Origin of the sequence: Sorangium sp. So ce726 (assembly GCF_051521405.1) — a bacterium.
Taxonomy (GTDB): Bacteria; Myxococcota_A; Polyangia; order Polyangiales; family Polyangiaceae; genus Sorangium.
In genome coordinates this window covers 11,055,599-11,079,160 of the sequence record NZ_CP150349.1, presented here as the reverse complement: position 1 = coordinate 11,079,160, position 23,562 = coordinate 11,055,599, and the positions used below count along the sequence as shown (strand labels likewise).

General features: G+C 69.3%; 28 protein-coding genes and 1 pseudogene. 19 read left to right on the top strand and 10 right to left on the bottom strand.

Annotation, left to right across the window (positions count from 1 at the left end; translation table 11 throughout):
• Window positions 1–42: 42 nt before the first annotated feature.
• Entirely contained in the window at window positions 43–285 is a 243-nt protein-coding gene (locus WME79_RS41260) for an addiction module protein (RefSeq protein WP_437526480.1), read from the bottom strand.
• Between the two features lie 137 nt (window positions 286–422).
• Between WME79_RS41260 and WME79_RS41255 the strand changes: the two genes are divergently transcribed.
• Window positions 423–647, top strand: a complete 225-nt coding sequence (locus WME79_RS41255) for an addiction module protein (protein ID WP_437526477.1) — start codon at window positions 423–425, stop codon at window positions 645–647.
• Between the two features lie 440 nt (window positions 648–1,087).
• Here WME79_RS41255 and WME79_RS41250 read toward each other — a convergent pair.
• From WME79_RS41250 to WME79_RS41240, 3 genes and pseudogenes are all read right to left on the bottom strand, one after another.
• A pseudogene (locus WME79_RS41250) lies at window positions 1,088–1,255 on the bottom strand (GFA family protein); the annotation flags it as partial.
• A 57-nt stretch (window positions 1,256–1,312) separates the two neighbouring features.
• On the bottom strand, window positions 1,313–2,017 hold the full coding sequence (locus tag WME79_RS41245; protein WP_437526475.1) for an NADPH-dependent F420 reductase: 705 nt from the start codon (window positions 2,015–2,017) through the stop codon (window positions 1,313–1,315).
• A gap of 95 nt (window positions 2,018–2,112) precedes the next feature.
• Window positions 2,113–2,775, bottom strand: a complete 663-nt coding sequence (locus WME79_RS41240; protein ID WP_437526472.1) for an SDR family NAD(P)-dependent oxidoreductase — start codon at window positions 2,773–2,775, stop codon at window positions 2,113–2,115.
• 340 nt (window positions 2,776–3,115) lie between these two features.
• Here WME79_RS41240 and WME79_RS41235 point away from each other — a divergent pair, with 340 nt between their 5' ends.
• From WME79_RS41235 to WME79_RS41200, 8 genes are all read left to right on the top strand, one after another.
• Window positions 3,116–3,592, top strand: coding sequence for a helix-turn-helix domain-containing protein (locus WME79_RS41235; RefSeq protein ID WP_437526469.1), 477 nt, complete (start codon window positions 3,116–3,118; stop codon window positions 3,590–3,592).
• Entirely contained in the window at window positions 3,525–4,160 is a 636-nt protein-coding gene (locus tag WME79_RS41230) for an IS630 family transposase (protein WP_437526466.1), read from the top strand. The genes WME79_RS41235 and WME79_RS41230 overlap by 68 nt, the downstream gene beginning before the upstream one ends.
• A gap of 9 nt (window positions 4,161–4,169) precedes the next feature.
• A complete protein-coding gene (locus tag WME79_RS41225) occupies window positions 4,170–4,589 on the top strand; it encodes a winged helix-turn-helix transcriptional regulator (protein ID WP_437526463.1) in 420 nt (139 codons plus the stop codon).
• A gap of 96 nt (window positions 4,590–4,685) precedes the next feature.
• The gene (locus WME79_RS41220) at window positions 4,686–5,306 is read left to right on the top strand and encodes a glutathione S-transferase family protein (RefSeq protein ID WP_437526461.1); all 621 of its coding nucleotides are present in this window, start codon (window positions 4,686–4,688) and stop codon (window positions 5,304–5,306) included.
• Window positions 5,307–5,553: 247 nt separating this feature from the next.
• Window positions 5,554–6,321 carry a dienelactone hydrolase family protein gene (locus WME79_RS41215; RefSeq protein WP_437526459.1) on the top strand — a complete coding sequence of 256 codons (768 nt, stop codon included), beginning with the start codon at window positions 5,554–5,556 and terminating at the stop codon, window positions 6,319–6,321.
• Between the two features lie 239 nt (window positions 6,322–6,560).
• Window positions 6,561–7,568, top strand: a complete 1,008-nt coding sequence (locus WME79_RS41210; RefSeq protein WP_437526456.1) for a GlxA family transcriptional regulator — start codon at window positions 6,561–6,563, stop codon at window positions 7,566–7,568.
• A gap of 224 nt (window positions 7,569–7,792) precedes the next feature.
• Complete coding sequence (locus tag WME79_RS41205; protein ID WP_437526453.1) at window positions 7,793–8,578, top strand: alpha/beta fold hydrolase; 786 nt, start codon at window positions 7,793–7,795, stop codon at window positions 8,576–8,578.
• Window positions 8,579–8,947: 369 nt separating this feature from the next.
• Window positions 8,948–10,171, top strand: coding sequence for an MFS transporter (locus tag WME79_RS41200; RefSeq protein ID WP_437526450.1), 1,224 nt, complete (start codon window positions 8,948–8,950; stop codon window positions 10,169–10,171).
• A gap of 9 nt (window positions 10,172–10,180) precedes the next feature.
• On the opposite strand, the gene WME79_RS41195 is transcribed toward WME79_RS41200, so the two are convergent.
• The 3 genes from WME79_RS41195 to WME79_RS41185 all read right to left on the bottom strand — a co-directional run bounded on the left by WME79_RS41195 (window position 10,181) and on the right by WME79_RS41185 (window position 12,399).
• Window positions 10,181–10,978: an alpha/beta fold hydrolase gene (locus tag WME79_RS41195; RefSeq protein WP_437526448.1), complete on the bottom strand. Its 798-nt coding sequence runs from the start codon at window positions 10,976–10,978 to the stop codon at window positions 10,181–10,183.
• Window positions 10,979–11,054: 76 nt separating this feature from the next.
• Window positions 11,055–11,651, bottom strand: coding sequence for a dihydrofolate reductase family protein (locus tag WME79_RS41190; RefSeq protein ID WP_437526445.1), 597 nt, complete (start codon window positions 11,649–11,651; stop codon window positions 11,055–11,057).
• A gap of 46 nt (window positions 11,652–11,697) precedes the next feature.
• On the bottom strand, window positions 11,698–12,399 hold the full coding sequence (locus WME79_RS41185) for a hypothetical protein (RefSeq protein WP_437526442.1): 702 nt from the start codon (window positions 12,397–12,399) through the stop codon (window positions 11,698–11,700).
• Window positions 12,400–12,800: 401 nt separating this feature from the next.
• On the opposite strand from WME79_RS41185, the gene WME79_RS41180 reads away from it, so the two are divergent.
• The 3 genes from WME79_RS41180 (at window position 12,801) to WME79_RS41170 (ending at window position 14,992) form a co-directional block, all read left to right on the top strand.
• Window positions 12,801–13,292: a DoxX family protein gene (locus tag WME79_RS41180; RefSeq protein ID WP_437526440.1), complete on the top strand. Its 492-nt coding sequence runs from the start codon at window positions 12,801–12,803 to the stop codon at window positions 13,290–13,292.
• A 97-nt stretch (window positions 13,293–13,389) separates the two neighbouring features.
• Window positions 13,390–14,013, top strand: coding sequence for a glutathione S-transferase family protein (locus WME79_RS41175; RefSeq protein ID WP_437526437.1), 624 nt, complete (start codon window positions 13,390–13,392; stop codon window positions 14,011–14,013).
• A 1-nt stretch (window position 14,014) separates the two neighbouring features.
• Complete coding sequence (locus WME79_RS41170) at window positions 14,015–14,992, top strand: endo alpha-1,4 polygalactosaminidase (RefSeq protein ID WP_437526434.1); 978 nt, start codon at window positions 14,015–14,017, stop codon at window positions 14,990–14,992.
• Between the two features lie 23 nt (window positions 14,993–15,015).
• On the opposite strand, the gene WME79_RS41165 is transcribed toward WME79_RS41170, so the two are convergent.
• Entirely contained in the window at window positions 15,016–16,026 is a 1,011-nt protein-coding gene (locus tag WME79_RS41165) for a LysR family transcriptional regulator (protein ID WP_437526431.1), read from the bottom strand.
• A 90-nt stretch (window positions 16,027–16,116) separates the two neighbouring features.
• On the opposite strand from WME79_RS41165, the gene WME79_RS41160 reads away from it, so the two are divergent.
• Both WME79_RS41160 and WME79_RS41155 read left to right on the top strand, forming a co-directional pair.
• On the top strand, window positions 16,117–17,310 hold the full coding sequence (locus tag WME79_RS41160) for an FAD-dependent oxidoreductase (RefSeq protein WP_437526428.1): 1,194 nt from the start codon (window positions 16,117–16,119) through the stop codon (window positions 17,308–17,310).
• A gap of 419 nt (window positions 17,311–17,729) precedes the next feature.
• A complete protein-coding gene (locus WME79_RS41155; protein WP_437526427.1) occupies window positions 17,730–18,608 on the top strand; it encodes a class I SAM-dependent methyltransferase in 879 nt (292 codons plus the stop codon).
• A gap of 197 nt (window positions 18,609–18,805) precedes the next feature.
• Here WME79_RS41155 and WME79_RS41150 read toward each other — a convergent pair whose 3' ends face one another.
• Complete coding sequence (locus tag WME79_RS41150) at window positions 18,806–20,113, bottom strand: RNA polymerase sigma factor (protein ID WP_437526424.1); 1,308 nt, start codon at window positions 20,111–20,113, stop codon at window positions 18,806–18,808.
• Entirely contained in the window at window positions 20,053–20,388 is a 336-nt protein-coding gene (locus WME79_RS41145) for a YciI family protein (protein ID WP_437526421.1), read from the bottom strand. Before WME79_RS41145 ends, WME79_RS41150 begins: the two co-directional genes overlap by 61 nt.
• A 270-nt stretch (window positions 20,389–20,658) precedes the next feature.
• Between WME79_RS41145 and WME79_RS41140 the strand changes: the two genes are divergently transcribed.
• The 5 genes from WME79_RS41140 to WME79_RS41120 all read left to right on the top strand — a co-directional run bounded on the left by WME79_RS41140 (window position 20,659) and on the right by WME79_RS41120 (window position 23,481).
• Window positions 20,659–20,832 (top strand): hypothetical protein, encoded by a 174-nt coding sequence (locus tag WME79_RS41140; RefSeq protein ID WP_437526418.1) that lies wholly within the window; start codon window positions 20,659–20,661, stop codon window positions 20,830–20,832.
• 84 nt (window positions 20,833–20,916) lie between these two features.
• A complete protein-coding gene (locus WME79_RS41135) occupies window positions 20,917–21,264 on the top strand; it encodes a VOC family protein (RefSeq protein ID WP_437526415.1) in 348 nt (115 codons plus the stop codon).
• A gap of 58 nt (window positions 21,265–21,322) precedes the next feature.
• Window positions 21,323–21,682 carry a YciI family protein gene (locus WME79_RS41130; protein WP_437526412.1) on the top strand — a complete coding sequence of 120 codons (360 nt, stop codon included), beginning with the start codon at window positions 21,323–21,325 and terminating at the stop codon, window positions 21,680–21,682.
• Window positions 21,679–22,941 (top strand): RNA polymerase sigma factor, encoded by a 1,263-nt coding sequence (locus WME79_RS41125; protein ID WP_437526409.1) that lies wholly within the window; start codon window positions 21,679–21,681, stop codon window positions 22,939–22,941. The genes WME79_RS41130 and WME79_RS41125 overlap by 4 nt, the downstream gene beginning before the upstream one ends.
• Window positions 22,942–23,160: 219 nt before the next feature.
• Window positions 23,161–23,481, top strand: a complete 321-nt coding sequence (locus tag WME79_RS41120; RefSeq protein WP_437526406.1) for a hypothetical protein — start codon at window positions 23,161–23,163, stop codon at window positions 23,479–23,481.
• The last annotated feature ends 81 nt before the right edge of the window (window positions 23,482–23,562 follow it).

Sequence of the window (23,562 nt, the reverse complement as noted above, 5' to 3'; positions counted from 1 at the left end):
CCCGGATGTCCAGCTCGGCAGACGGGAGGACGAGGAGCCGGCTCATCGACGCGTTGCGAGGTGCGTACGGAGGTCGGCCTCGACCTGTTCCCAGGAGCGGCCAGCATTCGGTGCGGCCTCGTACTCGGCGAGCCGGCGATCGAGCTCGACCTTGTGCCACTCGGGTACCGGCACCTCGTCTTCCCTCGCCGCGATCCGCTCCCAGAGCGCCTGGACGTACTCGATCTGCTCGTGCACGGTGAGGTCGTCGAAGCCGGGCGGCGGGCCCTGGATGGCTCGTTGCATGAGCCGCAAGATACCACGAGGTACCGCGACGACGCAGCACACGGCCCTCGCGGTCGAGAACGAGCGGCGCCGACGGCGAACCACGCCAGCCGCGCCGTCCATCCAGCCGAGCCGGAGCCGCGCGGTACAATCCCCCCGTGAACCTTCCCGAACTGGAAGCCGAAGCCCTGAAGCTGCCCGTCGCGGAGCGCGCACGTCTCGCAGAGACGCTTCTGGAAAGCCTGGATGAGCTCTCCGAGGAGGACCACAGGCGCCTCTGGACCGAGGAAGCGACGCGCCGGGACGCAGAGCTTGACGCGGATCCGTCCCGGGGGCGACCGGCCGAGGACGTCTTTCGTGACGCCCGCGCGCGGCTCCGGTGACGCTCCCGGTCATCGTTCACGACCGGGCTGAGGTCGAGCTGAACGAGCGTGCGCCCGACGTGCGCCCTCGACCTGGATGGCGCGCGAGAAAGGCGCTCGCGAGGTCGGGTGGTGGGAGCTACCCGGCCGCTGCGACGTCCAAGGCGGCAGGACTGCAACGGCGTACGTGCTCAGGGCGACGACAGCCGGCCGGCTTCGGGAGCCATGCTCGCTCGCTGCTCCGGCGCATGCCTCCGGAAAAGCGGCTCGAGGCTGCGATGCGGCTGAGCCAGGCGGTCCGTGACCTACGATGAGATCGAGTTCTGTCGCCGGCGAAAAGTCAAGGTCCGCGCCAGCGGAGAGGAGCTGGTTGTCAAGGCTCCGGAAGATACCATCCTCCAGAAGCATGAAGGCTTCCCAGACAGTGAGGGCACGTTCCCGCACCCCACCGTTCGTGCGACCTACTCTTCAAAGCGACCCGTGGCGTCACGATCGCGGTCGTATCGTCTCGTGAGTGGAAACGGCGGCAACCAGGACTCGCGACGAACGATCCAGCTTTCGTAGGTTGGCATCAGTTGATCTGGGGCATCCAGGGATCCTAGGTTCACTTCGATCTCGTCTGCCAATCTGAGGATACTGTGTCCTTGAGGCAGCCGCTGCGACCGACGATTCCGCTTGCGCTCAGATCAGCTCGGGCTCTGTGACGCGATGAGCGATCGCAGCCAGTCGTCCGAGGCCTTGCGGTACTCGGGGACGCGGCTCCGTTCGGCCGCGGCGAGCGCCTCCTTCAGCCGAGGCGCGTCGAGGTCGTGGATGTAGCAGGGGGTACCCGGCTGCTGGCGCCACGAGTCCTCGAGGCCGCCTGCGTCGACCGCATCGAAGCCGAGCTCGTCGACGAGGCGCATGACCTTCGCCCGCGCTTCCGGCGGATCCCCCGCGATCGGGAGCGCGACGCGCCCCGGCGTGCCCTCCGGCTTGCCCTTCGCGAGCAGGCTCTCGAAGTAGATGTTGTTGAACGCCTTGACCACCGGCCGCCCGATCTGCTCGGCGACCCACGCGCTCTCGACCTGCCCCGCCTCGATGGCCGGGATGCTGCCGTCGCGGACCGGGTAGTAGTTGTTGGTGTCGATCACGACCACGCCGGCGGGCACGCCGGCGAAGAGATCCTTCGGCAGGTCCACGACTGCGCGCTGGGGGATCGTAACGACCACGATCTCGCCGCCGCGCGCGGCTTCCGCGGCCGAGACGGGGGTGGCCCCGGTCTCGGCGGCAAGCTCGCGGAGCGTGTCCGGCCCGCGCGAGTTCGCGATCACGACCTGGTGACCGAGCTTCCCCAACAGCTTCGCCAGCGACCCGCCGATCGAGCCGGCGCCGATGATTCCGATCTGCATTCGTCACTCCTTCGAGCCGAGCCGCCCGCGATCGAGCGCGGACGCCGGCGGTCCAGGTGCATCGTCTGACGCAGACGGGCGATCGCTCGCGCCGTTCACGTCGGGGATGGGCTGTACCACGACCAGCCGCCCTCGGCCCGCGCAGGAGAACGCTGCCCCCAGGACGAGCTTGCCCTCGGGGTATGACGACCTGGCCCCCAAGGTAGGGCGACCTCGTTCACGAGCAGCAAGGCGTCGTCCACGGCCAGCGCGACATCGTCCCGGGGATGGGATGAGGGAGCAGCAAGTTCAAACGTCCGCCCGCGCAACGCCTGAGTTGAGCCGTGCCGCGAAGCGGCGTCGGTTTGAACGATTCGCGTGATCATGTGCGGGAGGAGCGCGCGATCGAGACGCACGGCGGCCATGAGGTTGAGCGACAGCTCGTCCTGCCAGATGTCCTCGGTGAGCGACGCGAAGCCGCCGCCCGGCGCAGAGGAGCCGCCGACGGTGTGGACCAGGATGTCGATCCCGCCAAGCTCGCCCAGGAGCGCGCGGACGACAGCGTCCACCCCTGCTACCGTGGCGAGGTCGGCCTGTACGAAGACGTTCGGCGACTGGCCTTCTGGGAGCGCAGAGCGCGCCGTGGTCGCCGTCACGGCGCCCCCGGCGCCGAGGCGGCGGACGATGGCCTCGCCCGCCCCCTTGGTGCCGCCTGTGACGAGCACGCGCTTGCCGGCGAACTCCTCGGGATCGATCGAGAATCTTCGGGGCGTGTTCATCCGTCGATCTCCGGGTGGGCGATCCGAGCTCGATCGAGCAATGGCATCGACGCTCCGCGCGTTCTGCGCGGCGACGTCCCCTGCGAGCGGTTCAGGTACTTGCATGGGCGGTGATTCCTCCTGAGGGACAATGACTCGCGGCCCGGCGCGTGGGCCCCCTCGCACGCAAGGTTGGGCTAGTGCCGCCCCGCAGTTTTGACGATCCGTTTCGCTCGGCTCGTGCGTCTGGGTGGGCGTGAGGGAAGAACGAAAGCAGCCGAGGTCCCGGTTCAGGGGGCTCCAGCTCAGCCAGGAGGACCAGCAGGCGCTGCGCCGACGCGAGCGGGAGGGCCCGCTGGGCATGCTCGTCGCACGGCGGATCCAGGCGCTGCGTCTGCTCGACAAGGGCTGGACGATCACGCAGGCAGCGGAGGCGACGGGAACCTACCGCCGCGAAGTGCGGCGTGTCGCCAACCGCTTCCTGGAGGGCGGCGTCGAGCACGCGCTGAGCGAGGAGTCCCGGCGACGCCGCTCCAAGCTCCTCGACAGTGTGCAGACGGCTGCGCTCATCGCGATGGTCTGCGGTCCGCCGCCCGAAGGGCGGGCGCGATGGACCATTGCCCTGGTCACCGACGAAGCCGAGCGCAGAAAGATCGTTCGCTCGGTCAGCCGAGAGACCATACGCAGGACCCTCGCCGACCAGGACATCAAGCCCTGGCGGGAAAAAAATGTGGTGCGTTCCCAAGATCGACGAACCGTTCGTCGAGCGGATGAAGGACGTGCTGGAGCTGTACGCCCGGCCCCACGACCCGAGCGAACCGGTCGTAGCGCTCGATGAGCGCCCCGTCGTCCTGCACGACAACGCAAGGCCCGACAGGCCGATGCGCCCAGGAAAGCCGCGGCGCATCGACTACGAGTACGTGCGCCGGGGAACGGCCAACATCTTCTGCATCGTGGAGCCGAAGACAGGGCGCCATCTCACCCACGCGACGGAGGACCGGACGCGTCCATCCTTCGCGCTCGCCGCCGAGCGTATTGCCCGCGCCTACCCGCGGGCGTGTCGGATTCATCTGGTCCTGGACAACCTCAACACTCACACCCCTGCATCGCTCATCAAGGCCTTCGGGGCCGAGCGGGGCCACGCGCTTGCCTCGCGTTTCGAGTTCCACCACACGCCGAAGCACGCGAGCTGGCTGAACGCCGCGGAGATCGAAGCCAGCCTCGTGTCCAGGGAGTGCCTCGGCCGCAACCGCATCCCAAGGCTCGCGGCGCTCCGGGCTCGGGTACGACAGTGGAACGCAGCTGCGGACCGAGCTCGACGCAAGATCAACTGGAAGTTCACCGTCCGCGACGCCGAGCGAATTTTCGGGTCCGACTGGTTCAACAGAATCGTGTCAGAGCACTAGGCTCATCGGGTGGCAAGAACGCACGAAAAGGTGGGGTACGCACCTGAAGGTGAGTACGACGAGCCGGCGACTCCCGAGATCGCCGCCGAGCGTGTCGAGCAGGCGCTCGAGCTCCTCAAGGGGCGCTGGAAGCTGGTGATCCTATTCCGCCTCTTCGGAGGGAAGGTGCAGCGCTTCTCGGAGCTCGAACGCGCCATCCCTGGCATCTCGCAGAAGATGCTGATCCAGCAGCTCCGGCAGATGGAGCGCGACGGGATGATCTGGCGCATCACGCACCCCGAGGTGCCGCCCCGGGTCGAGTACGGGCTCACCGAGTGGGGACAAGCGCTCTGCCCGGCGCTGGACACGCTGCTGCGATGGGCAGCCAAGCGCGGCGCGTCCTCTCCCGTTTCCCCCAACCTCGGTCGGGTCACGGCGCCTCGGGCGTGACGTCCTTCAGGTGGAGCGCCGTCCAACGAGAGCGAGCTCATGCGCGACGAACGAAGCCCGCTTGCGGCTCGCGCGCGGCGGGGTTCTGCTCGCCGCATGTCCGACCTCAAATTCTATTACGCCCCCATGACGAGCGCAGACCGGGTGCACTGGGCGCTCGAGGAGCTCGGCGTCCCCTACGAGAAGGTCAAGCTCGACCTCGCGGCGGGAGATCAGCGCAAGCCCGAGTACCTCGCGCTCAACCCGAACGGCAAGGTCCCGCTGCTGGTCGCGGAGGGGAAGCCGATCTTCGAGGGGCTCGCGATCCTGCTCTACCTCGGCGAGCGCTTCGGCGTGGACAAGGGCCTCTTCCCGCCGCTCAACGCCGATCGCGCCGAGGCGTTCAAGTGGATGGCCTGGGGCAACGTCACGCTGTTCGAGGCGACGACGCGGCTCCTGCGCAACACCCTGGAGCGCTTCCCTGCCGACGAGCGCAACCCCAAGGTAGCCGAGGGCGCGAAGCAGGACCTCGCGAACGGGATCGCGATCCTCGACCGCGCGCTCGAGGGCAAGGAGTACCTCGTGGGCAACCAGTTCTCGCTCGCCGACGTGTCGCTCGTGACGGCGCTGCCGTTCCTGGCCCGCTTCGGCGTGGACCTCTCGCCTTTCGCGAACGTGAACGCGTGGATCGCCCGCTGCACGAGCCGGCCTGCGGCCCAGCGGGTCAGGCCGGGCTGAAGTCTCCGCCCTCGCCCTGACTCTTGTGGAGCATCACCAGGAAAGCCGGGCCGCCGATCAGCGCAGTCACCGCGACGACGGGCGGCTCGGTGCCGAGGGGGCGGAAAGCGAGGCGCGGGCCATGAAGCACGGCTGAGCGCCCAGCACGTCCACGCTTGTGCGTCGCGGGCGTTGCAGCACCGCCGCTTCGCGCCGCGCACGAACGCGTGCAACCTTGCTCGTCATGTCGATCTACGGCTTTATGGAGATGTCGTTTCAGCATGCCGGCGTCACGCGGAAGGTGTATCGCCGTGGCGCCGGCCCTGGGGTCGTCATCTTGCACGAGCTACCGGGCCTCATCCCCGAGGACATCGCGCTCGGTGCGCGGGTGGCGGACGCTGGCTTTACCGTCTTCATGCCGAGCCTGCTGGGGACGCCCGGCAAGAGGGACTCGTGTCTCCACATCGCCGAAAGCGCGGCTCGCCTCTGCATCAGCCGTGAGTTCAACAACTTCGCTACGAGGCGGCGGAGCCCGATCAGCAACTGGGTGCGCGCGCTCGCCCGCGCGATGCACGCGGAGCTCGGAGGCAGGGGCATCGGCGCGATCGGCATGTGCCTTACTGGAAACTTCGCGCTGGCGCTCATGCTCGATCCGATCCTCGCGGCGCCCGTGGTGTGCCACCCGGCGCTGCCCGCACCTTACACGCGCGCGCAGCGGGCTGCTCTGCAGCTTTCGGACGCCGAGCTCCGCATCGTCAGAGAGCGCGTCGCGGCGGGCACACCAGTGCTCGGACTCCGCTTTACGGAGGATTGGTTCTGTCCAAAGGAGCGCTTCGACCGGCTCACCGCCGAGCTCGGTGACGGGTTCGAGAGGATCGAGATCGACTCGTCCGAAGGGAATCCTTACGGGATCCGGCGCGATGCCCACTCTGTCCTGACCCGCGATCTGGTCGACCGCGACGGCCACCCGACCCGCGAGGCGCTGGCGCGCCTCCTCGCTTTCCTCCGCGAGCACCTCCACGGCACGGCCGGCTAGCGCGCCGACCGGTCTGAACGAGTGCGGGTGTGCCGCGGGGCGATCACGCCACGCGCGCCCGACTTCGCCGGGCCATCGCGTGGCGGATCCCTGCCTGGAGAGCCCTCCGGCGGAGGATCGCGCCCGGCCGGCGACGGGCACGGCGGGAGCGTCGTGGCGCGGGCGGCGGCGAGATCGAGCGCATTCCCGCTCTGCTGCGCTCCCGCCTGGGCCGCCTTGATCTATCTACCTGTCCCCTCATGCCAGCGAGCTTCACCCAGCCCCGCCTCGTCGTCCTGCTCGCCTTCGAGGGCGCCGCGCTGCTCGATCTCGCCGGGCCTCTCGAGGCCTTCACCGTGGCGAACACCTTGCGCGCGCCGGGCGCTCCTCCGCCTTATCGCGCGATCGTCGCCTCGACGGCCGGCGGGTCGGTGCGCACCACGACCGGGCTCGCGGTCTGTGCCGAGCCGCTCGCGGCGCTCGACGACGAGGCCATCGACACCCTGATCGTGCCGGGCAGCGGGCCGCCGGAGGCCCCGGCCGTGCCGCCTGATCTCGTCGCCTGGCTCGCCCGCCGCGCGCCGCGCGTGCGTCGCACCTGCGCCGTGTGCACGGGCGCATTCCTCCTCGCCGCCGCGGGCCTGCTCGACGGTCGCCGCGCAGCGACCCACTGGCGCTCCGCGCCGCTCCTCGCGGAGCGCCACCCGGGCGTCCGCGTCGACGCGGACTCCGTCTACCTGCGCGACGGCTCGATCTGGACCTCGGCCGGCATCTCCGCCGGCATCGACCTCGCCCTCGCGCTCGTCGAGGAGGACCTCGGGCACCGCGCGGCGATGGCGGTCGCCCGGCAGCTCGTCGTGTTCCTCAAGCGGCCTGGCGGGCAGTCGCAGTTCAGCGCGCCGCTCGCGGCGCAGGCCGCCGAGGGCGGCACCTTCGCCGACCTGCATGCCTGGATGGCGGACCGCCTCGCCGGCGATCTCCGCGTCGAGCGCCTGGCCGCGCAGGCGGGGATGAGCCCGCGCACCTTCGCGCGCGCGTACACGGCCGCGGTGGGGCAGACCCCGGCGAAGACGGTCGCAGCCATGCGCCTCGAAGCCGCCTGCCAGGCCGTCGCGAGCACGGACCTCCCGCTCAAGCAGATCGCCCACCGGTGCGGCTTCGGCGACGAGCAGAACCTGCGCCGCACCTTCCTGCGCCGGCTCGGCGTGGGACCGCTCGAGTACCGGGAGCGCTTCTCCGGGAACGCCCGCGCGCGTGGCAGGAAATGACGGCAGTTCGGCGGGGCGCCCCGCCAGCGAGCGCGCACCCTCCTGGAGCTTGGCCTTCGCCGGCAGACAGGAGCCCCCGCCATGACCACAGAGATCGCAGGAATCCAAGCCCCTGACACGCGCCTTGCCCATGACGCGACCGTGCTGGGCATCGCCTCGCACAAGGAGCCGGAGGTCGCTGCTGGAGGGCGCCCCCTTCGACAACTGAGCTGGACGGAGCGCTCATGAAGATCACGGCGAACCGGATCCAGATCCATGTCCGGGAGCGAGGCGAGGGGGACATCGCCCTCGTCTTCCTCCATTACTGGGGCGGCTCATCGCGCACGTGGGCAGCGGTGGCCGAGGCCCTCTCCCCGAGGTGCCGCACGGTCGCGATCGATCAGCGCGGCTGGGGCGACTCCGACGCACCGGAAGAGGGCTATCGCATCGGCGATCTGGCCGATGACGCGGAGGCCGTGATCCAGGTGCTCGGCCTCGAGCGCCACGTGCTGGTGGGCCACTCGATGGGCGGCAAGGTCGCGCAGCTGCTGGCGTCCCGCCGGCCTGCCGGGCTGCGGGGGCTCGCCCTCGTCGCCCCTGCGCCGCCCACGCCGATGCCGCTCAGCGACGAGCAACGCGCGACCATGGCCCGTGCCTATGACTCGCCGGAGTCGGTCGGCTTTGTGCTCGATCATGTGCTGACCGCGCGTCCGCTGAGCTCCGCGCTCCGCCAGCAGGTGATCGAGGACAGCTTGCGCGGCGCGCCCGCCGCCAAGGCCGCCTGGCCGCACGTCACGTCGCTGGAGGACATCTCCGCAGACGTTGCGTCGATCGACACGCCGGCGCTGCTGATCGCCGGTGAGCTCGACAAGGTCGAGCACCTCGACGTCCTGCGGCGCGAGGTGGTGCCGCGCATCGCCGGCGCAGGCCTGCGCGTCCTGCCCGGCACAGGGCACCTGTCGCCCCTCGAGGCGCCCCTCGCGCTCGCGTCCGCGCTGCGGGATTTCGTCACGGAGCTCGAATCCGCGTGAGCCGGAAGGCGCAGATCGCGGACGCTCGAAGGGACCCTCCGCGGCCGTCGTTTCACGCACGGGCCTCTGGCCCTCGCCGATCCCGTCAGCCCGAGCCCTCCCTCGATCGTCCGTCTCGAAAGACGCTAATCCGTTATAGCGGATGATGCCTGCTGCGCCAGCAGCGGGCGTATGCTGCGCGTGTGCTGCTGGAGCAGCAGGCGGCGGGCCGTGAGCTGACGCCGGCCTCCTGCCGTGGCGCCAGGCGGTCGCCATGGGCCTGCTCCGGCTCGGGAGCGTGATTTGCAGGGCGCCCGCGCGGCAGCACCACCCGATTCGGCACGGCGGACGAACGCGCCGATCGACCGGTCGCTCGCCTCGGTTCGCGTGATGACCTCTTCGCCGCCTCTCCCCCACCGTTATCTCCTCGGCTTCATGGTGCTCGGCATGCTCGCGGGCTCGAGCAACGGCGTGGCCAAGGTGGTCCTGCCGCTGTATGCCGCCTCGCTCCACGCCTCCCCCTGGCAGATCGGCCTGGTCGGCGGCCTGCAGTTCACCGGCATGCTGCTGCTCTCGATGCCGGTCGGAGGCTTGATCGACCGCCACGGCAGCCGGCCGCTGTTCCGCTTCGGCGGCCTCGCGGGCGCGGCGCTGTACCTGATCGGCTTCACCCACATGGATCGGCCCTGGCAGCTCATCGCGGGCGTGGTCCTCTTCGGGCTGCTCAACCCGTTTCGCATGGTCGCGACCCAGACCGAGTTTCTTCACCTGCTTCCTCGCCTCGGCCCGCGCAAGGCAGGCTGGCAGCGCGCGTCCCACTCGCTCGGCATGTTCTTCGTGGGCCCGATGCTCGGCGCGCAGCTCCTGGGCCTGCTCGGCTACACCGGCGTGTTCGTGGTGACCGGGCTCGGGCTGCTGGCGACGGTCCTTGTCGGCGATCGCGTGCTCTCCGGGGCTCCCCCCGGCCGCGGGCGCTCGGCCACACCGCTCCTCGAGCGCCTGCGCGGGCAGGTCGGGATCATCCTGTCTCGCCGCGAGCTGCGCCAGAGCATGCTCATCGAGCTGTGTGGTCAGATGGCGATGTCCTACTTCGCCGTGTTCGTGGTGTTGATCGGGATTCGCGAGTTTCACCTCTCGGTGCCACAAGCCGCGAGCCTGGTGACCCTCCAGGGCGCCGTGTTCGTGCTGACCTTGCTCCTCGCCGGGGGCGCCCTGTCGCCGCTGCGCGACGCTGCCCGCTACGCGATCGCCTTTTCGCTGCTGCTCGCGACCGAGCTCCTGCTCGCTTTCCCCCTCGGCGTCGCGTCGCTGTGGATCGGCGCGGTCTTGCTCGGGCTCGGGCTGGGCGTGCAGCACCTCACGAGCGTCAATCGCTTCGCGGCGCTCACCGCCGAGCTCGGCCGCGGCCGGGTGGGCGGTCTGTTCTCGCTCTCGGGACCGGCCGGGGGCCTGATCGGCGCGGTGGCGGGCGGCTCGCTCGGGCAGCGCTTCGGCCTGTTCAGCGGCTTTCGCGTGCTCGCGGCGCTCTATGCGGTGCTGATGGTGTGGCACGGGCGCGGCGTCCTGACCGAGAACCACCAGCCCGTCGCGCTCGCCGAGGGCGAGCCGGAGTGACTGCAGCAGCTACGCCAGCTCACGCAAGAACGACAGGACCACCTCTCCCAGGCGCTCGGGTTGTTCGAAGGGAAGGCCGTGGCCGGCGTCCTGTACCTGTTCGATCCGTACACGTGGGTTGAGGCTCCGCAGCTCCGTTGCCACCTCGAGCGTGACGACGGGGCTGTCGTCACCAAGGACGAGCAGGCTCGGGACGTCAATCGCGCTCACCACGTCGCGATACGCGGGGTTGGGCGGCGTGAGAACGTCGAACGCGTCCATGCGGGTCTTCAGCCTCGCCTCGGCTTGCAGCTCGATGATCTCGGGCGAGCGATGCGGGTTTCGGGCTCGGGCCCGCGCAACGAGGTCAGACTTCTGTAAGCCGAGGACCTGGCGGTGTTGCTCGGCGACGTCGCTGTCGTACACCTCGCGCTGGCGCTCGGGGCTCAAGAACGTCGGGTCGACCAGGATGAGGCCGCGGAGGACCCCCGCCCCTCGGCTCGCCACCACCGCGGCGGTCATGCCGCCCATCGAGTGGCCAAGCAGGACCGGACGGGAGAGCGAAAGGCCGCGGATGAGGCCCACGACGTCGCTCGCGTGATCGTCGTACCGGTATCCGTGGGGCGGCGCGCTCGAGCCGCCGTGCCCTCGGGCGTCGGGCATGACGACGTCGAATTCACCTTCGAGCGCCCGCGCCAGGGGAGTCCAGCAGGCGCCGCTCCCCATCAATCCATGGAGCAGAACGACGGGAACCTTGGCGCCTCCCGTTCGGAGGTAGTGGATGCTGATGCCGTTCGCTTCGCAGACTTCACTGATCCAGGTCGTCATGGAACTGTCCCTGCCTGCCGCAGCTTCACACGTGTGATGTCTCCCGTCGCCCATTCGACCGCCCTCGTCCGCAGGACTACGCCTTGCGTACCGGGTAGCGCAGGTGTGTGACGCCGACGCCAGCGATCACCGTCGGGTTGCCAAGGACGGCTGGCGTGCGGGCGAGGTGGTCAAAGAGTCGAACTCCGGACCCAAGAAGAACCGCCGCGATGTCGACGTGGATTTCGTCGAGGAGCCCAGCATTCAGGCACTGCTGGATGGTGTCGGCGCCGTGGACCCCAACGGACTTCCCGGCGGCGGCGGCTCTGGCTTGGCTCACGGCGCTCTCGACGCCGTCGGTCACGAAGTGGACAGTCGAGTTGGGTCGCGGCCATCCGTCGGGGATGTGGTGGGTAAGCACGAATGCTGGTCCCCAAGCGTGATTTCCGCCCCAGCCCTGGGCGACCTCGAAAGTGCGTCGACCGGTGAGCATGGCACCAAGTCCGGACGTGAGACCGCGAAGGTGCTCGGCGCTCGGCCCGGACACCTTGAACGTCATGGGATCCGACCCTCCCATGTGGATCTCGACGTCCCCCGAATTGACGTACCAGTCGAACACCTCGGCCACGCCATCGTTGAGGTCGGCGACGTAGCCGTCGAGCGACATGGACATGATTGCGATAACCTTCGACATCGCGATGCTCCTCTGGAGGGTGGAGACTGCGTTCTGGGGAGACACGTCAGCAAAAATGGCACGTTTGGCGGAGATCGCAGCCGAGGCATCGCTCGGCGAGCGCCGTGAAGTCGGGCACAGCAAATGGAAGACCTCCGTCGCGCGAGAAGAGGTCTTCGAAGAGCCGGGCAGGCGGAAAAACGTAGTTGCCAAAGGTGATGCTCACCCATGACCGCGCGGCAGCGATTCCGGCGATCTCCATGTGCCCGGCCTTGTACGGGTAATTGGCGATAGCATACGGCGGAACGTTCACGAGATCCATGCGCGCTCCGAATTCGGGCGCCGCGTCCTCGGAGTCGCGGCCTTCGGACATCGACACGGGCACCTGGGTACGATGGCATGTGATCGCGACGTAGTAGACGTCATCGAACTGCGTTTGCGTCATGTCGAGCCGCGCCCCGTCTTGAAGCGCTTCGAGCGCAAGCAGAGGCGGTCGCTTCGGTCGGAACTCGCTCCAGATCGTGGCTTGGACGTTGTCATCATTCGCCAGGGAATGGCAGAGCTCCTCCGCGGCGTCGGGACGCATCCACGAGCCTGGATTGCGCCCGCGGTACTTGCCGGCCTTGGGCATCCCGCGTGACATGGTGAACACGAAGGACCCAACGGGCTCGGGGTCCGTCCGCACGAATCGCTCGGGGTTCTTCCCGACGAACCCAGCACTCATTGCGGCCTCGAGAAACGCCGTCATCGCCTCCGCCTTGAAGGCCAAACGCGGATCGAGCGGGACGAGAAGATGAGAATAATACATGCTCATGGATTGCCTCGCGGTCCTGGGAGCCCTCCGTGAACGAGTCGCCACGTGTCCGTGGAGGGCGACCGGTAGTTAGGCGCCGGCCATCTCGCGCACAATTAATTAGCGTATCCGACGGCTGCACCACCTTGTCAAGGAGACCAGCGCCGGACCGTGCGGGCGCTACACCGGACGAAGGCGCGGCTCGTGCCGGCGGCGGCGAGCGGCGCGCCCGCGTTCGCGCAGCATCGCCCCGCGCCGGAGGGCGTCCGCCGGGCCGGGCGCCCGGTCAGGGGCGGCGCGGCGATTTTTTTCTCGGCGACCGATGATTCCTGGCGGGGCCGGGGGTCTACGAGGTGAATCCCAGCACGGAGGCACCCATGACCGCGATCTCCCCCAGCATCCATCATCGTGACCAGGATCTCACCACCATGCCCCGGGCCGAGGCGCCCGCCAGCGTCGCAGCGCCCGGCGCGGCGCCGTCCAGGCGAGCGCTGTGGGCGGGACGCGTTCTGAGCGGGCTGGGCGTGCTGTTCCTGACGTTCGATGCCGCGGTGAAGGTGCTGCAGCTGTTCCCCGCGGATGCAGCCACGGCCCAGCTCGGATTCCCGGTCAGCCTCGTCCCCACCCTCGGCTACCTTCAGATCGCTTGTCTGGTGGCGTACCTGATCCCGCGCACCGCGGTGCTCGGCGCGATTCTGTGGACCGGTTACCTGGGCGGCGCGATCGCGATCCACGTGCGGGTCGGGAGCCCGCTCTTCAGCCACACGCTCTTTCCGATCTACATCGCCGCGCTCCTCTGGGCGGGGCTCTGGCTGCGCGACCGCCGCGCGCGCGCGCTGCTCGCGAGCCCGGCGTCGCTCGACCGATGAGCTTCACATTTGCTTCCCGCCTCCCCGCCTTCATGGTCAGATCGGGCCGCGGCCAGCCCGCCTCTCGAACCATGGATCGCGAGCAAGGAGACCACCGATGATCAAGGTCTACAACTTCGCGCGCGGGGCCCGCGGCCTGCGCGTGATGTGGCAGTGCGAAGAGATGGGTTTGCCCTACCAGGTCGAGATGGTCTCGTTTCCGCCGAGCGAAGCCTACCTCGCGCTGCATCCGCTCGGCACCGTGCCGTTCCTCGAGGATGAGGGCGGCGTGGCGATCCACGAGTCCGTCGCGATGATGCTCTACGTGGCGCAGCAATACGGGCCCACGCCCCTCTTGCCCGGCAAGGGCGATCCGGCGCTCGCGGGCGTGCTGCAAATGGCCGTGTTCGGCGAAGCGACCATCGGGGCAGCCGTCAATGCCCTGCTGACAGCACATTTCGGCGCGCCGGAGGCGGAGAAGCGCAACTGGTCCGTCCGCGCGCACGAGGCAACCGTCGAGAAGGCCTTGCGCTTCACGGCCGACATGCTCGGCAACATGCCTTTTCTCGCCGGCGAGGGCCTCACGCTTGCCGACATCTCCGTGAGCACCGCGATCGGAATCTATCGCGGCGCGCTCGGCAAGACGTTGCCCGACGCGCTCGTCACCTACCAGGAGCGGATCGCCGCGCGGCCGGAGTACCAGCGCGCGCGCGCGAGGTGCCGTGGCGAGGACAGGGGCTGAAATGAATCGATCGTGGCCCGCGGTGGTCAAGTCGTTGATCTTCGTCCTCGCGGCGGTGCACGCCGCGTGCGGCGACGCCGGCGTGGATCCGGGCGGGGCAGGGGGCTCGCGCCCGGACCCGCCCGACAGCTCGGGCACGCCGGTGTCGACGTCCACCTCATCGACGTCCACCTCATCGACGTCCGCCGGCGGGGACCCCGGCATCTGGATCCCGGCGCTCGAGACGTCGTGGCACTGGATGATCGACCACCCCCTGGATCTGGACGACCCGAAGGACATGGGCCTGGTCGATCCCACGGGAGCGCCCATCGAGTCGCCGCCTCCCACGGTCTACGACCTCGACTGGGAGTTCACGCCGGCCGAGACGGTGGCCGCGTTCCACGCGAAGGGCGCCAAGGTCATCTGCTACGTCGACGTCGGCGCGTTCGAGGACTATCGGCCAGACGCCGGCGACTTCCCGGAGTCCGTCAAAGGCAACCCGGACTACCACTGGGAGGGCTCGTTCTGGCTCGATATCCGGCAGATCGATGTCCTCAGGCCGATCATGCAGGCCCGGTTTCATGTCTGCAAGGACAAGGGCTTCGACGCCATCGAGCCCGACGAGGTCGACGGTTACGCCAACGACTCCGGGTTCCCCCTCACCTATGAAGACCAGATCGCCTACAACGTGCTCATAGCGGATCTCGCCCACTCAATGGGCATGTCCGTGGGGCTCAAGGGCGACATCGAGCAGGCGGAGGACCTGTGGCCGCACTTCGACTGGACGCTGAACGAGCAGTGCTTCGAGTATGAAGAGTGCGAGATCCTCGTCGATACCTTCCTGGCGAACGGCAAGGCCGTGTTCGAGGTGGAGTATGACGATCCGTTCTCCGGTCACATGACCGACAGGTCGCTCTTCTGCGAACAGGCGAACGCCTGGGGCTTCAACAGCATGGAGATGCCGCTCGACCTCGACGGTGGCCGGTGGCCCTGCCGGTGACCCGCGGCCTTCCGAGCACCGCATCATCGCCTCGTTGGTGAGCTCGACGCTGGCCTCGAATCCCGAGGTCCACTGGGCTTCTTCCTCGTGCCCTCCGCCGCGCGGCCGCGCGCGGGCGGGCCGTCGCGGAGCGCGGCGATGACGAGCTCCCGGAAGCAGCGGGCGCCCTCGTCCTCGTGGGTCCGGTCGTGCCAGACGAGCTGCATGCGGAAGACGAGCGCGGCCACGGGCGGCTCGAGGAGGGTGAGCGGCGCGAGGCGCGCCAGCGCCTCGGCGATGCGGCGCGGCATGGCGGCGACGAGGTCGGTGTTCGCGGCGATGACCGCGGCGGCGGAGAAGGTCGGGACGGCGGCGGCGATCTCGCGGCGCAGCCCCTGGGCCGCGAGCGCCTCCACGGCGGCGCGGTTGCCGATGCCGCCGCGCCCGAGCGCGATGTGGATGTCGATGTGGCGCAGCGAGTTGAACGCCTCGCGCGTGAGCCGGCGGCGGGCGCACGGGTGACCGCGGCGGACCACGAACACGCTGTCCTGCTCGAAGAGGTCTGCGGCGTGGTGGCCCGGCGGGAGCGGGTGCGCGGGCGCGATCGTCGCGTCGACGTCGCCGCCGCCGAGCCCCCCGGTCGCCTCGAGGTGGTCGACGCTCACGACGCGGAGGGTCGCGCGCGGCATCTCGGCCGCGGCCGCGCGCGCGATCGCCGGCAGGCTGCAGATCTGGTCGAGGTCCGAGAGCGCGAGCGTGAACGCGCGCGTGGTCGCCCGCGGGTCGAACGCGCGATCCCCCTCGATCGCGCCGGCGATCTCGCCGAACGCGGCCCGGAGCCGCGGCGCGATCTGCTGCGCGCGGGGCGTGGGGACGAGGCCGCGCCCGCTGCGCACGACGAGCGGGTCGCCGAGCTGCGCGCGCAGCCGCGCGAGCGAGTTGCTCACGGCCGACGGCGTGACGCGGAGCCGCCGCGCCGCCCGCGCCGCGCTCCGCTCCTCGAGCACCGCGTGCAGGACGAGCAGCAGGTTGAGATCGAGAGTCGACAAGTTCACGGATAGTGACGATTACCATCACGAATCATCACTGGCAATGAGCGTCAGTCCCACCCATGCTGGCCCGGGATCGAGGTTGGAGGTGGCGAGATGACACAGCGAGGTGTGCGGCGGGTGGTGGTCGTCGGCGGGGGCATCGCGGGCCCGGTGCTCGGGATGTTCCTTCAGCGTCTCGGCGTGGAGGCGACGATCTTCGAGGCGCGCGCGGCCCCTCTGGAGCAGGAGGGTGCGTTCCTGGGCGTCGCGCCGAACGGGATGAACGTGCTCGCAGATCTGGGCATCGCGGACGCGGTGCAGGCGCGGGGCGCGGTGTGCGACGGGATCCAATTCGAGAACGCCCGCGGGCGGCGCATCGGCGTGATCGATCAGCGCGACGCGGCGCGCCGGTTCGGCGCGGGGCTCGTGATGATCCGGCGCGGCGCGCTGCACGCGGCGCTCGCGGAGGAGGCGGCCCGGCGGGGCGTCGCGATCCGGTACGGCATGCGGCTCGAGGGGGTGGACTGCTCGGATCCGCGCGAGGTCGTGGCGCGCTTCGAGGGCGGCGGCGAGGCGCGCGGCGACGTGCTCATCGGGTGCGACGGCGTCCGATCGCGCACGCGGGCGGCGGCGCTGCCCGGCGCGCCGGCGCCGGGATACACCGGCCTCATCGATTTCGGCGGCTTCGCGCGCTGCCCCGGCGCGCCGCTTCAGCCTGGCTGGAGCGTGATGGTCTTTGGCCGGCGCGCGTTCTTCGGCGCGTTCGCGGCGCCGGAGGGCGAGGTCTGGTGGTTCCACAACAGCGGAGAGCCCGCGCCGGAGGGCGCCGCCGCGCCGGGGCCGCTCCGCGAGCGCATCCTCGCGCTCCACGAGGGTGATCCAGGCTGGATCGCGGACGTGGTGCGCGCGACGCCCGAGGTGCTCGGTCCGTGGCTGCTGCACGACATCCTGACGATGCCGCGCTGGCACGCCGGCCGGGTCTGCCTGATCGGGGACGCGGCGCACGCGGCGACGCCGCACGCCGGCCAGGGCGCCTCGCTGGCCATGGAGGACGGGATGCTCCTCGCGAGGTGCCTGCGGGACGAGCCTGAGCCTGAGCGAGCGTTCGCGGCGTTCGAGCGGCTGCGGCGGCCGCGGGTCGAGGCGATCGTCCGCCAGGCGCGCCGCAACGGCAGCCGCAAGGCGGTCTCGGGGCCTGTCGCCGGGTGGCTCCGCGACCGGGCGCTGCCGCTGTTCTTGCGGATCGGCGCCGCCGCGCAGGAGCGCGCGCACGCCTACCGGATCGACTGGGAGGAGCGGATCGCGTAGCCGGGGAAAGGGCGGGGGCGCGTACCCCTCGCCGTCGCTCCGAAGGACAACCGGCCGTCGCCGTCGGAGACGGGGACGCGTCAAAACGCGCGAGATGCGGGAGGGACGCACTACCGAGCGTTACCGAACAGAGCGTTACCGACGGCCGCATCATCACAATTTCCGACCGCCACGGACGTCCCTATCAAGCCTGTTGAGGGTGATTGGCGTCAGGCTGTTGCGTATGACAGAGACTCCTCGAAGCGTCGGGCGCGGGCTTTTCGGGTGGAGGGGAAGTCTGGCGGGGGTGCGCGTCGCGGCGCGACACGGGGCGTGCCGGGGGTACATCAATGGGCAATGAGGATCGCGCGAGACGGCTTGGGCAGGCGGACGTCCATGCCGTCAGGTACGTTCACGAGCCGAACACCAGGCGCGATCTGATGTGTGTGGCCGGCGATGACGCCGTGGTGGCCGCCGCCGCGGGCTGGGCGATGCGCGACGCGGTCGGGGTCCATGCCACGCTCAGCTGGCTCAAGAAGCACCCCGGGCAGAAGCGGCGCGCGGAGATCTGCTTCCATGAGGAACTGCGCGCGCACGGCTGGATCACGGCCAGTGATCCTCCGCGGCTGACCCGGGAGGGGAGCAACGCGCTCGAGGTGCTGACTCGCACGATCGGCGCGGACAGAACCAGCGAGACGGTGCGGTTCCTCCACCAGAACGCCACCATCGACTCGAGCAGCCGCGTGCTCGACGTGGGCTGCTCTGCGGGGCACATCCTGCGGAGCCTCGCGGCGCGGCGGCCGCTGCGCGCGGTCGGCGTCGACCAAGATCTGTTCGCGCTCCACGTCGCAGCGCTCGGCTGGAGCGGGCTGCTGTCGGCGCGGGAGCCGGAGTGGTGGTGGGCGAACGCTGTACGCTTGCCCTTCGGCGATGGCGAGTTCACGCACGGGCTCTCCTTCGCCACGCTGAATTACCTGCCGGTGCGTGCGTCGCTCCGGGAGCTCGCGCGCGTCATCCAGCCCGGTGGGCAGCTCATCGCCAGCGTGGAGGGCGAGGGGGTCTGGCGCCACAGATGGAGGCTGAGCGATTCCCTTCGTCGCATTCACCTGATGCGCGAGCGCCTGGGCGGCGCGGCCCTGCTCCACGCGGACTGGCAGCGGATCCCCGCGCTCCGGCGGCTCTCCCAGCGGATCTATTTCTCCATGGCCGCCCTCAAGCAGCTGCTCCCGAAGGCCGGTTTCGCGGTCGAGCGCTGCGAGGCGCTCTGGGAAGAGCAGGGAGCGCCCTGGGCGATCGGGATCGCCGCGCGACGCAAATGAGGCTCGTATCCGGCCGCCCCCGGCGCTCGATGTCGTCGAGGGCGCCGTCATAGCGCGAGCAGAGGACCGTCGCCGCCTTCCCCGAAGCCGTCGCGAGGGCCACGTGCCCCGAGGGAGAGCCTGCGACGGAGCGGAGCGAGCCGCAGCCGAGCAGCCCCGAGCGGAGGGGCCGCCTTCACTCCACAGCCTGCGGGGAATCACGGACCGATGGCCCGGAGCCGCCGCTGCAACAGCGCTTTCACCGCGGGCGTGGGCGCGGATTTGAGCGCCACATCCCGATAACGCCGCGCCGCATCGTCATTTCCGCAGCGCCGATGCAAGTCGGCGAGCACCGCAGCCCACAAGTAGGAGCCGGTCAGCCAGGTGGGCGGCTCCAGGCCGTCGAGAACAGCGAGCCCCGCGGCAGGCCCCTGCCACTCCGCCGTTGCGACCGCGCGATTCAGCCGGTGTATCGCGGAGGGGCCGAGCCGCTCCAAGAGGGCGTAGCAGTCCACGACCCTTTCCCACCGGGTCTCTGCGACAGACGGCGCGAGACAATGCTCCGCGGCGATGCCGGCCTCCGCGTGGTACCTGGAAAACACATCACCCTGCGCAGATCTGGCCAACCACGAAAGCCCAACCTGAATTTCCTGCTGGTCCCAAAGAGAGCGGTCCTGCTCTTCCAGGAGCAGCAACCCACCGGAGGCATCCTGGCGAGCGGTCATCCGTGCCGCGTGCAGATGCATCAGCGCCAGCAGGGCAAACGTTTCCGGAGTCCGGCCCACCGGGTGTTCCGCCAGGATGGCCGCCAGCCGCATCGCTTCGTCGCAGAGCTCTCGGCGGATCGCCGTCTCCGCGTAGGAAGCGAGGTAGCCCTCCGTGAACAGGAGGTAGAGGATTGCGTGCACGGCGGGGAGCCGCGAGGCGCGCTGCTCGCCCGTGAGCTCGTCGCGGAGCAGCGGAGATTCCCGCAAGCGGCTGCGGGCACGACCAAGGCGCTTGTACACGTTGGCTTCGCTGGCAAAGAGCCGCTCCGCGATCTCTCGGACATCGAAGCCGCAGAGGGTCTTCAGCGCAAAGACGAGCTGCGATTCAACGGGTATCGCGTCGTCGCAGCACACGAACAGCATCCTGAGCAGATCGTCTCGCACATCGCCCGCGAGGAAAGGGTCCGGACCGTTCTCCGGCGCACCGGGGTCGTCCAGGGCGTGCTGCTCCGCCCTGCGATCGCGGCGCGCTCGTCGGCGTATCTCTCCCACAAGGTGGTTGTGCGCCACGCGGAAGAGCCACGCCGATGGATTGTCCGGCAAGCCGGCGATCGTCCACGATTCAAGGGCAGCCATGAGCGCCGACTGAACTGCGTCCTCGACAGCCTCGATGTGCTGCAGTCCTACGCGGCGCGAGAGCATGGCGACCAACCGGCCGTACTCGTGCCGGAAGGAGTGCTCAAGCAGCCGAGGTGCGCTCAAGGAGCGTGGATCTCGATGACTTCGACGCCTGAACCGGGCCGCACGAGCCCTGGACATTCACGGGCCACTTGGATCGCCTCTTCCAGCGTCTGCGCCGAGACGATCATGTAGCCGCCGACCAGCTCTTTGACCTCCACGAAGGGTCCGTCCGGCGCAGGCTGCGTGGTGACGAGCCTCCCCGCGCCGAGCTTGCCCCCCATGTCAGGCAGGTTCTTCTGGAACTTCTCCCTCCAATCGTTGAACTTGGCGTACATCGCTTGCATCTGGGCGGGCGAGGGTTTCTCGCCATCTCCACCGGGCAGCGCTCGCTGCAAACACAGATACTTGGGCATGGTTTCTCCTCTGGGAGCTCCGCCGGTCACCTCGACCGGCACCCCCATGACGCTCGCGCGTCCGGGTTTTGGACACCTCCGGTCGTTTTTTTTGTCGAGGCCCTCAGGTAGGCGGCGACGTCTTCCAGGGATCAGGTCCCGGATCGCCGCGGCTCGCTGCGATGAGGCGCGGCCGGTCCACACGAACGAGGAGATACTTGTATACTACGGCGCCGTCGGGTACACCACAAGCATTCACCTGTGGAGATGTGATGCCGACCCTTCATCACAATGTCCACGTCGCCTGGCCCGCTCGAGCTGATCCGCGACTTCGCGCAGGTGGTCGCCACGCTGGAGCGCGATGCCGGTGTGACGCACGGGAAGATGTGCGGCTCGGAGGGCCTCAAGATCGGAAAGAGCGTCTTCGCCATGGAGGTGAAGGCTAGCGGCCCGGATTTTTTCTGAGAGGGACCTGTCGTGGCGCGACCCGCTCGAACGTCTCCCGATCGAGGCCCCGCTTCGGGGCTTCCAGCTGGGAGAGAATAAGCCATGCAAGCCCCCTTTGTCTGGTTCCATCACAACGGCGAAAAATCCAATGAAACCAAGAACTTCTTCGAGACGCTGCTCGGCTGGAAGCCGTCCGATGGCCCGGGCGGCATGACCATGCTGGCAGGCGAGGGAGGACCGTTCGCGGCCCTCGCGTCGAAGACCGAGCGCTACGGCGATCAGAGCGCCTGGATCCCGTTCGTGATGGTCGACGACGTCGATGCAGCCACCCAGCAGGCGATCTCGCTCGGCGCGGTGCTGCTCAAGGAAAAGAGCCGGGGGCCCGCCGGAACCTTTTCCATCGTGCGCGATCCGGGCGGCGCGGCGATCGGCCTCTGGAAGAAGGCCTGACCATGACGGTGCTGGCTGGCTAGCGCGAGCTGCGAGACACCCTGGGCTTGGAGCGACGATGACGACGTACGCGCTGCTGATTTACCGGACATCCCCTCCGTCGGTTCCAATTCCGGAGCTCGAGGAAAGGCGGGCGCTCCTCGAGCATCGTGCGCTCCAGGCCGAGGCGTCAGCGCGAGGAGAGCTACACGCCGTCGCGCGGCTCGACGAAACGCGCGCGGCGCGGACCGTCCGTCCGCGCTCCGGGGGGCATGAGGTCACCGACGGCCCGTTCATCGAGGCGAAAGAATGGCTCGTTGGCTTCTATGTGGTGGACTGCGAAAGTGAGGAGCAGGCCCTCGCACGCGCGCGGCAGATTTGCGGGGACGGCGCGCACGCCGTGGAGGTGCGGCCGGTCAACTGGCGATGGAAGCCTTGAGCCAGGCGGAGCACGCGGGGGCGATCCGGCGCGTCTACCCCAGCGTGCTCGCGAAGACGCTCGGTCTCACGAGGTCGCTCGTGGACGCGGAGGACGCGGTCCACGACGCGATCGAGCGCGCGCTCAAGTCATGGACCGTTACCGGGGCGCCCGAATCGGCAGAGGCGTGGCTGATCACGGTTGCTGCCAACTCCTACCGGGACCGAGTCAGGCGCTCGCGGAAGGAAGAGCGTCACGAGGACGCCATCGTGGTGTTGGCGCAGCTGAGCCCGTGGGCGCGTATCGCCGCCGCCGAGCCGGAGATCCTTCGCGGCTGGAAGGACGAGCTGCTCAGGCTCCTGTTTGCGTGCTGCCATCCAGCGCTCGAAGACGGCGAAAGCGCGGCCTTGGCGCTCTCGACGGTGGTTGGGCTCTCCGTCGGTGAAATCGCCCTGGCGTTCGTCGTGGCTCCCCGGAGCATGGAGCAACGCCTGACGCGAGCGCGCCAGCGGCTGCGTGACAAGGGTGATGTCGAGGGGACGACGCCGGAGCGTGGACACGAGCGCATCGGCGCCGTGCTGCGAACCATTCATCTGTTGTTCAACGAGGGCTACTGGTCATCCGGGGACGACGCGCCGGTCCGCGCGGACCTTTGCCGGCTCGCGATCGGTCTCGCTCGTTCGTTGTGCGAGACCTACCCCCGGGAGCCGGAGGCCGCGGGGCTGCTCGCGCTGCTCTTGCTCCACGACGCGCGCCGCGATGCTCGGCTCGACGAGCACGGCGGCCCGGTTCCGTTGCCCGAGCAGGACCGAACCCGATGGGACCATGACGGCATTCGTCGCGCGATCGATCTGCTCGAGCGGGCTCTCGGCCTGGGGGCACCCGGACCCCTGCAGACGGAGGCGGCGATCGCCGCCGTCCACTGCAAGGCGCGCACGGCCGAGGCGACCGATTGGGCTGAGATCGCATCGCTTTACGCGCTGCTCGAGCGGTTCCGCCCGACGCCGGCGGTGCGTGTGAATCGCGCCTTCGCCGTTGCCCGAGCCAGGGGGCCTGCGGAGGGGCTCGCCTTGCTCGAACAGCGTGACGTCGATGTGAGCGCCTATCCTTACGTGCACCTCGTTCGGGGAACGCTCCTGGGTGAAGTGGGAGAGACGGCGGCCGCTGCCCGCGCGCTCGGGGAGGCGGAACGATGCGCGCGCAACGTACACGAGCGGAGGCAAATACGGGACCGGCTCGCTCGCCTCACGGCCGGCGGAGACCGCCCATGGCTCCGCTGACAATCTCGGTCCGTGGCTCTGTTTCCCCGATCCATGAGACCTGCGTCTCACGCCGAGAAGCGCGGCGCGCTGCAAGGACCGCCTCCTGCTGGCGGCGTGGCGCGGTGCAGACAAGAAGACCTTTCCGGCCCTGTCGACTCGCATCGACTCGGGCTCCGCCGGATTCCCCGACGGTGTGCCTTGGCTCGTGAAATGCTTCTACGAGGAGAACGCCAATCCATGACCACCTCTCCTGAAGATCTGTTCTGGCGGCTCGCCGCGGAGCTCGAGCGAATCGACCCACGCATCACGGAAGGCACGATCATGAACGGCCGATGCCTCCGCGTCGGAAAGGAATTTCTCGCGCTGGTCGACCACAAGGGCTCAGGTCTGGTGGTGAAGCTGCCCAGGGAGCGCGTCGCGGAGCTCATCGAAACCGGCGTGGGCAAGCCCTTCGGCCCGGCAGGGAAGGTCTTCAAAGAGTGGCTCTCGGTCCCGACGCCGGACCGGCGACGGTGGTTACAGCTCCTTCGCGAAGGAATCGAGTTCGTCGGACGATAACCCTGTCCTCCGCGTCCCTCCCGACGGCGACAACGGCATCGAGGCGTTCGCGCGCGACCCGGAGACGGGGGGGCGGGGCTG

What these genes read in the sequence shown, in the direction of transcription:
- WME79_RS41260 (WP_437526480.1), bottom strand. Translation starts at nt 285, where the DNA reads ATGCAACGAGCCATCCAGGGCCCGCCGCCCGGCTTCGACGACCTCACC.
- WME79_RS41245 (WP_437526475.1), bottom strand. Translation starts at nt 2,017, where the DNA reads ATGCAGATCGGAATCATCGGCGCCGGCTCGATCGGCGGGTCGCTGGCG.
- WME79_RS41240 (WP_437526472.1), bottom strand. Translation starts at nt 2,775, where the DNA reads ATGAACACGCCCCGAAGATTCTCGATCGATCCCGAGGAGTTCGCCGGC.
- WME79_RS41235 (WP_437526469.1), top strand. Translation starts at nt 3,116, where the DNA reads ATGCTCGTCGCACGGCGGATCCAGGCGCTGCGTCTGCTCGACAAGGGC.
- WME79_RS41230 (WP_437526466.1), top strand. Translation starts at nt 3,525, where the DNA reads ATGAAGGACGTGCTGGAGCTGTACGCCCGGCCCCACGACCCGAGCGAA.
- WME79_RS41220 (WP_437526461.1), top strand. Translation starts at nt 4,686, where the DNA reads ATGTCCGACCTCAAATTCTATTACGCCCCCATGACGAGCGCAGACCGG.
- WME79_RS41215 (WP_437526459.1), top strand. Translation starts at nt 5,554, where the DNA reads ATGTCGTTTCAGCATGCCGGCGTCACGCGGAAGGTGTATCGCCGTGGC.
- WME79_RS41210 (WP_437526456.1), top strand. Translation starts at nt 6,561, where the DNA reads ATGCCAGCGAGCTTCACCCAGCCCCGCCTCGTCGTCCTGCTCGCCTTC.
- WME79_RS41205 (WP_437526453.1), top strand. Translation starts at nt 7,793, where the DNA reads ATGAAGATCACGGCGAACCGGATCCAGATCCATGTCCGGGAGCGAGGC.
- WME79_RS41200 (WP_437526450.1), top strand. Translation starts at nt 8,948, where the DNA reads ATGACCTCTTCGCCGCCTCTCCCCCACCGTTATCTCCTCGGCTTCATG.
- WME79_RS41195 (WP_437526448.1), bottom strand. Translation starts at nt 10,978, where the DNA reads ATGACGACCTGGATCAGTGAAGTCTGCGAAGCGAACGGCATCAGCATC.
- WME79_RS41190 (WP_437526445.1), bottom strand. Translation starts at nt 11,651, where the DNA reads ATGTCGAAGGTTATCGCAATCATGTCCATGTCGCTCGACGGCTACGTC.
- WME79_RS41180 (WP_437526440.1), top strand. Translation starts at nt 12,801, where the DNA reads ATGACCGCGATCTCCCCCAGCATCCATCATCGTGACCAGGATCTCACC.
- WME79_RS41175 (WP_437526437.1), top strand. Translation starts at nt 13,390, where the DNA reads ATGATCAAGGTCTACAACTTCGCGCGCGGGGCCCGCGGCCTGCGCGTG.
- WME79_RS41170 (WP_437526434.1), top strand. Translation starts at nt 14,015, where the DNA reads ATGAATCGATCGTGGCCCGCGGTGGTCAAGTCGTTGATCTTCGTCCTC.
- WME79_RS41160 (WP_437526428.1), top strand. Translation starts at nt 16,117, where the DNA reads ATGACACAGCGAGGTGTGCGGCGGGTGGTGGTCGTCGGCGGGGGCATC.
- WME79_RS41155 (WP_437526427.1), top strand. Translation starts at nt 17,730, where the DNA reads ATGTGTGTGGCCGGCGATGACGCCGTGGTGGCCGCCGCCGCGGGCTGG.
- WME79_RS41150 (WP_437526424.1), bottom strand. Translation starts at nt 20,113, where the DNA reads ATGTCCAGGGCTCGTGCGGCCCGGTTCAGGCGTCGAAGTCATCGAGAT.
- WME79_RS41145 (WP_437526421.1), bottom strand. Translation starts at nt 20,388, where the DNA reads ATGCCCAAGTATCTGTGTTTGCAGCGAGCGCTGCCCGGTGGAGATGGC.
- WME79_RS41140 (WP_437526418.1), top strand. Translation starts at nt 20,659, where the DNA reads ATGTCCACGTCGCCTGGCCCGCTCGAGCTGATCCGCGACTTCGCGCAG.
- WME79_RS41135 (WP_437526415.1), top strand. Translation starts at nt 20,917, where the DNA reads ATGCAAGCCCCCTTTGTCTGGTTCCATCACAACGGCGAAAAATCCAAT.
- WME79_RS41130 (WP_437526412.1), top strand. Translation starts at nt 21,323, where the DNA reads ATGACGACGTACGCGCTGCTGATTTACCGGACATCCCCTCCGTCGGTT.
- WME79_RS41120 (WP_437526406.1), top strand. Translation starts at nt 23,161, where the DNA reads ATGACCACCTCTCCTGAAGATCTGTTCTGGCGGCTCGCCGCGGAGCTC.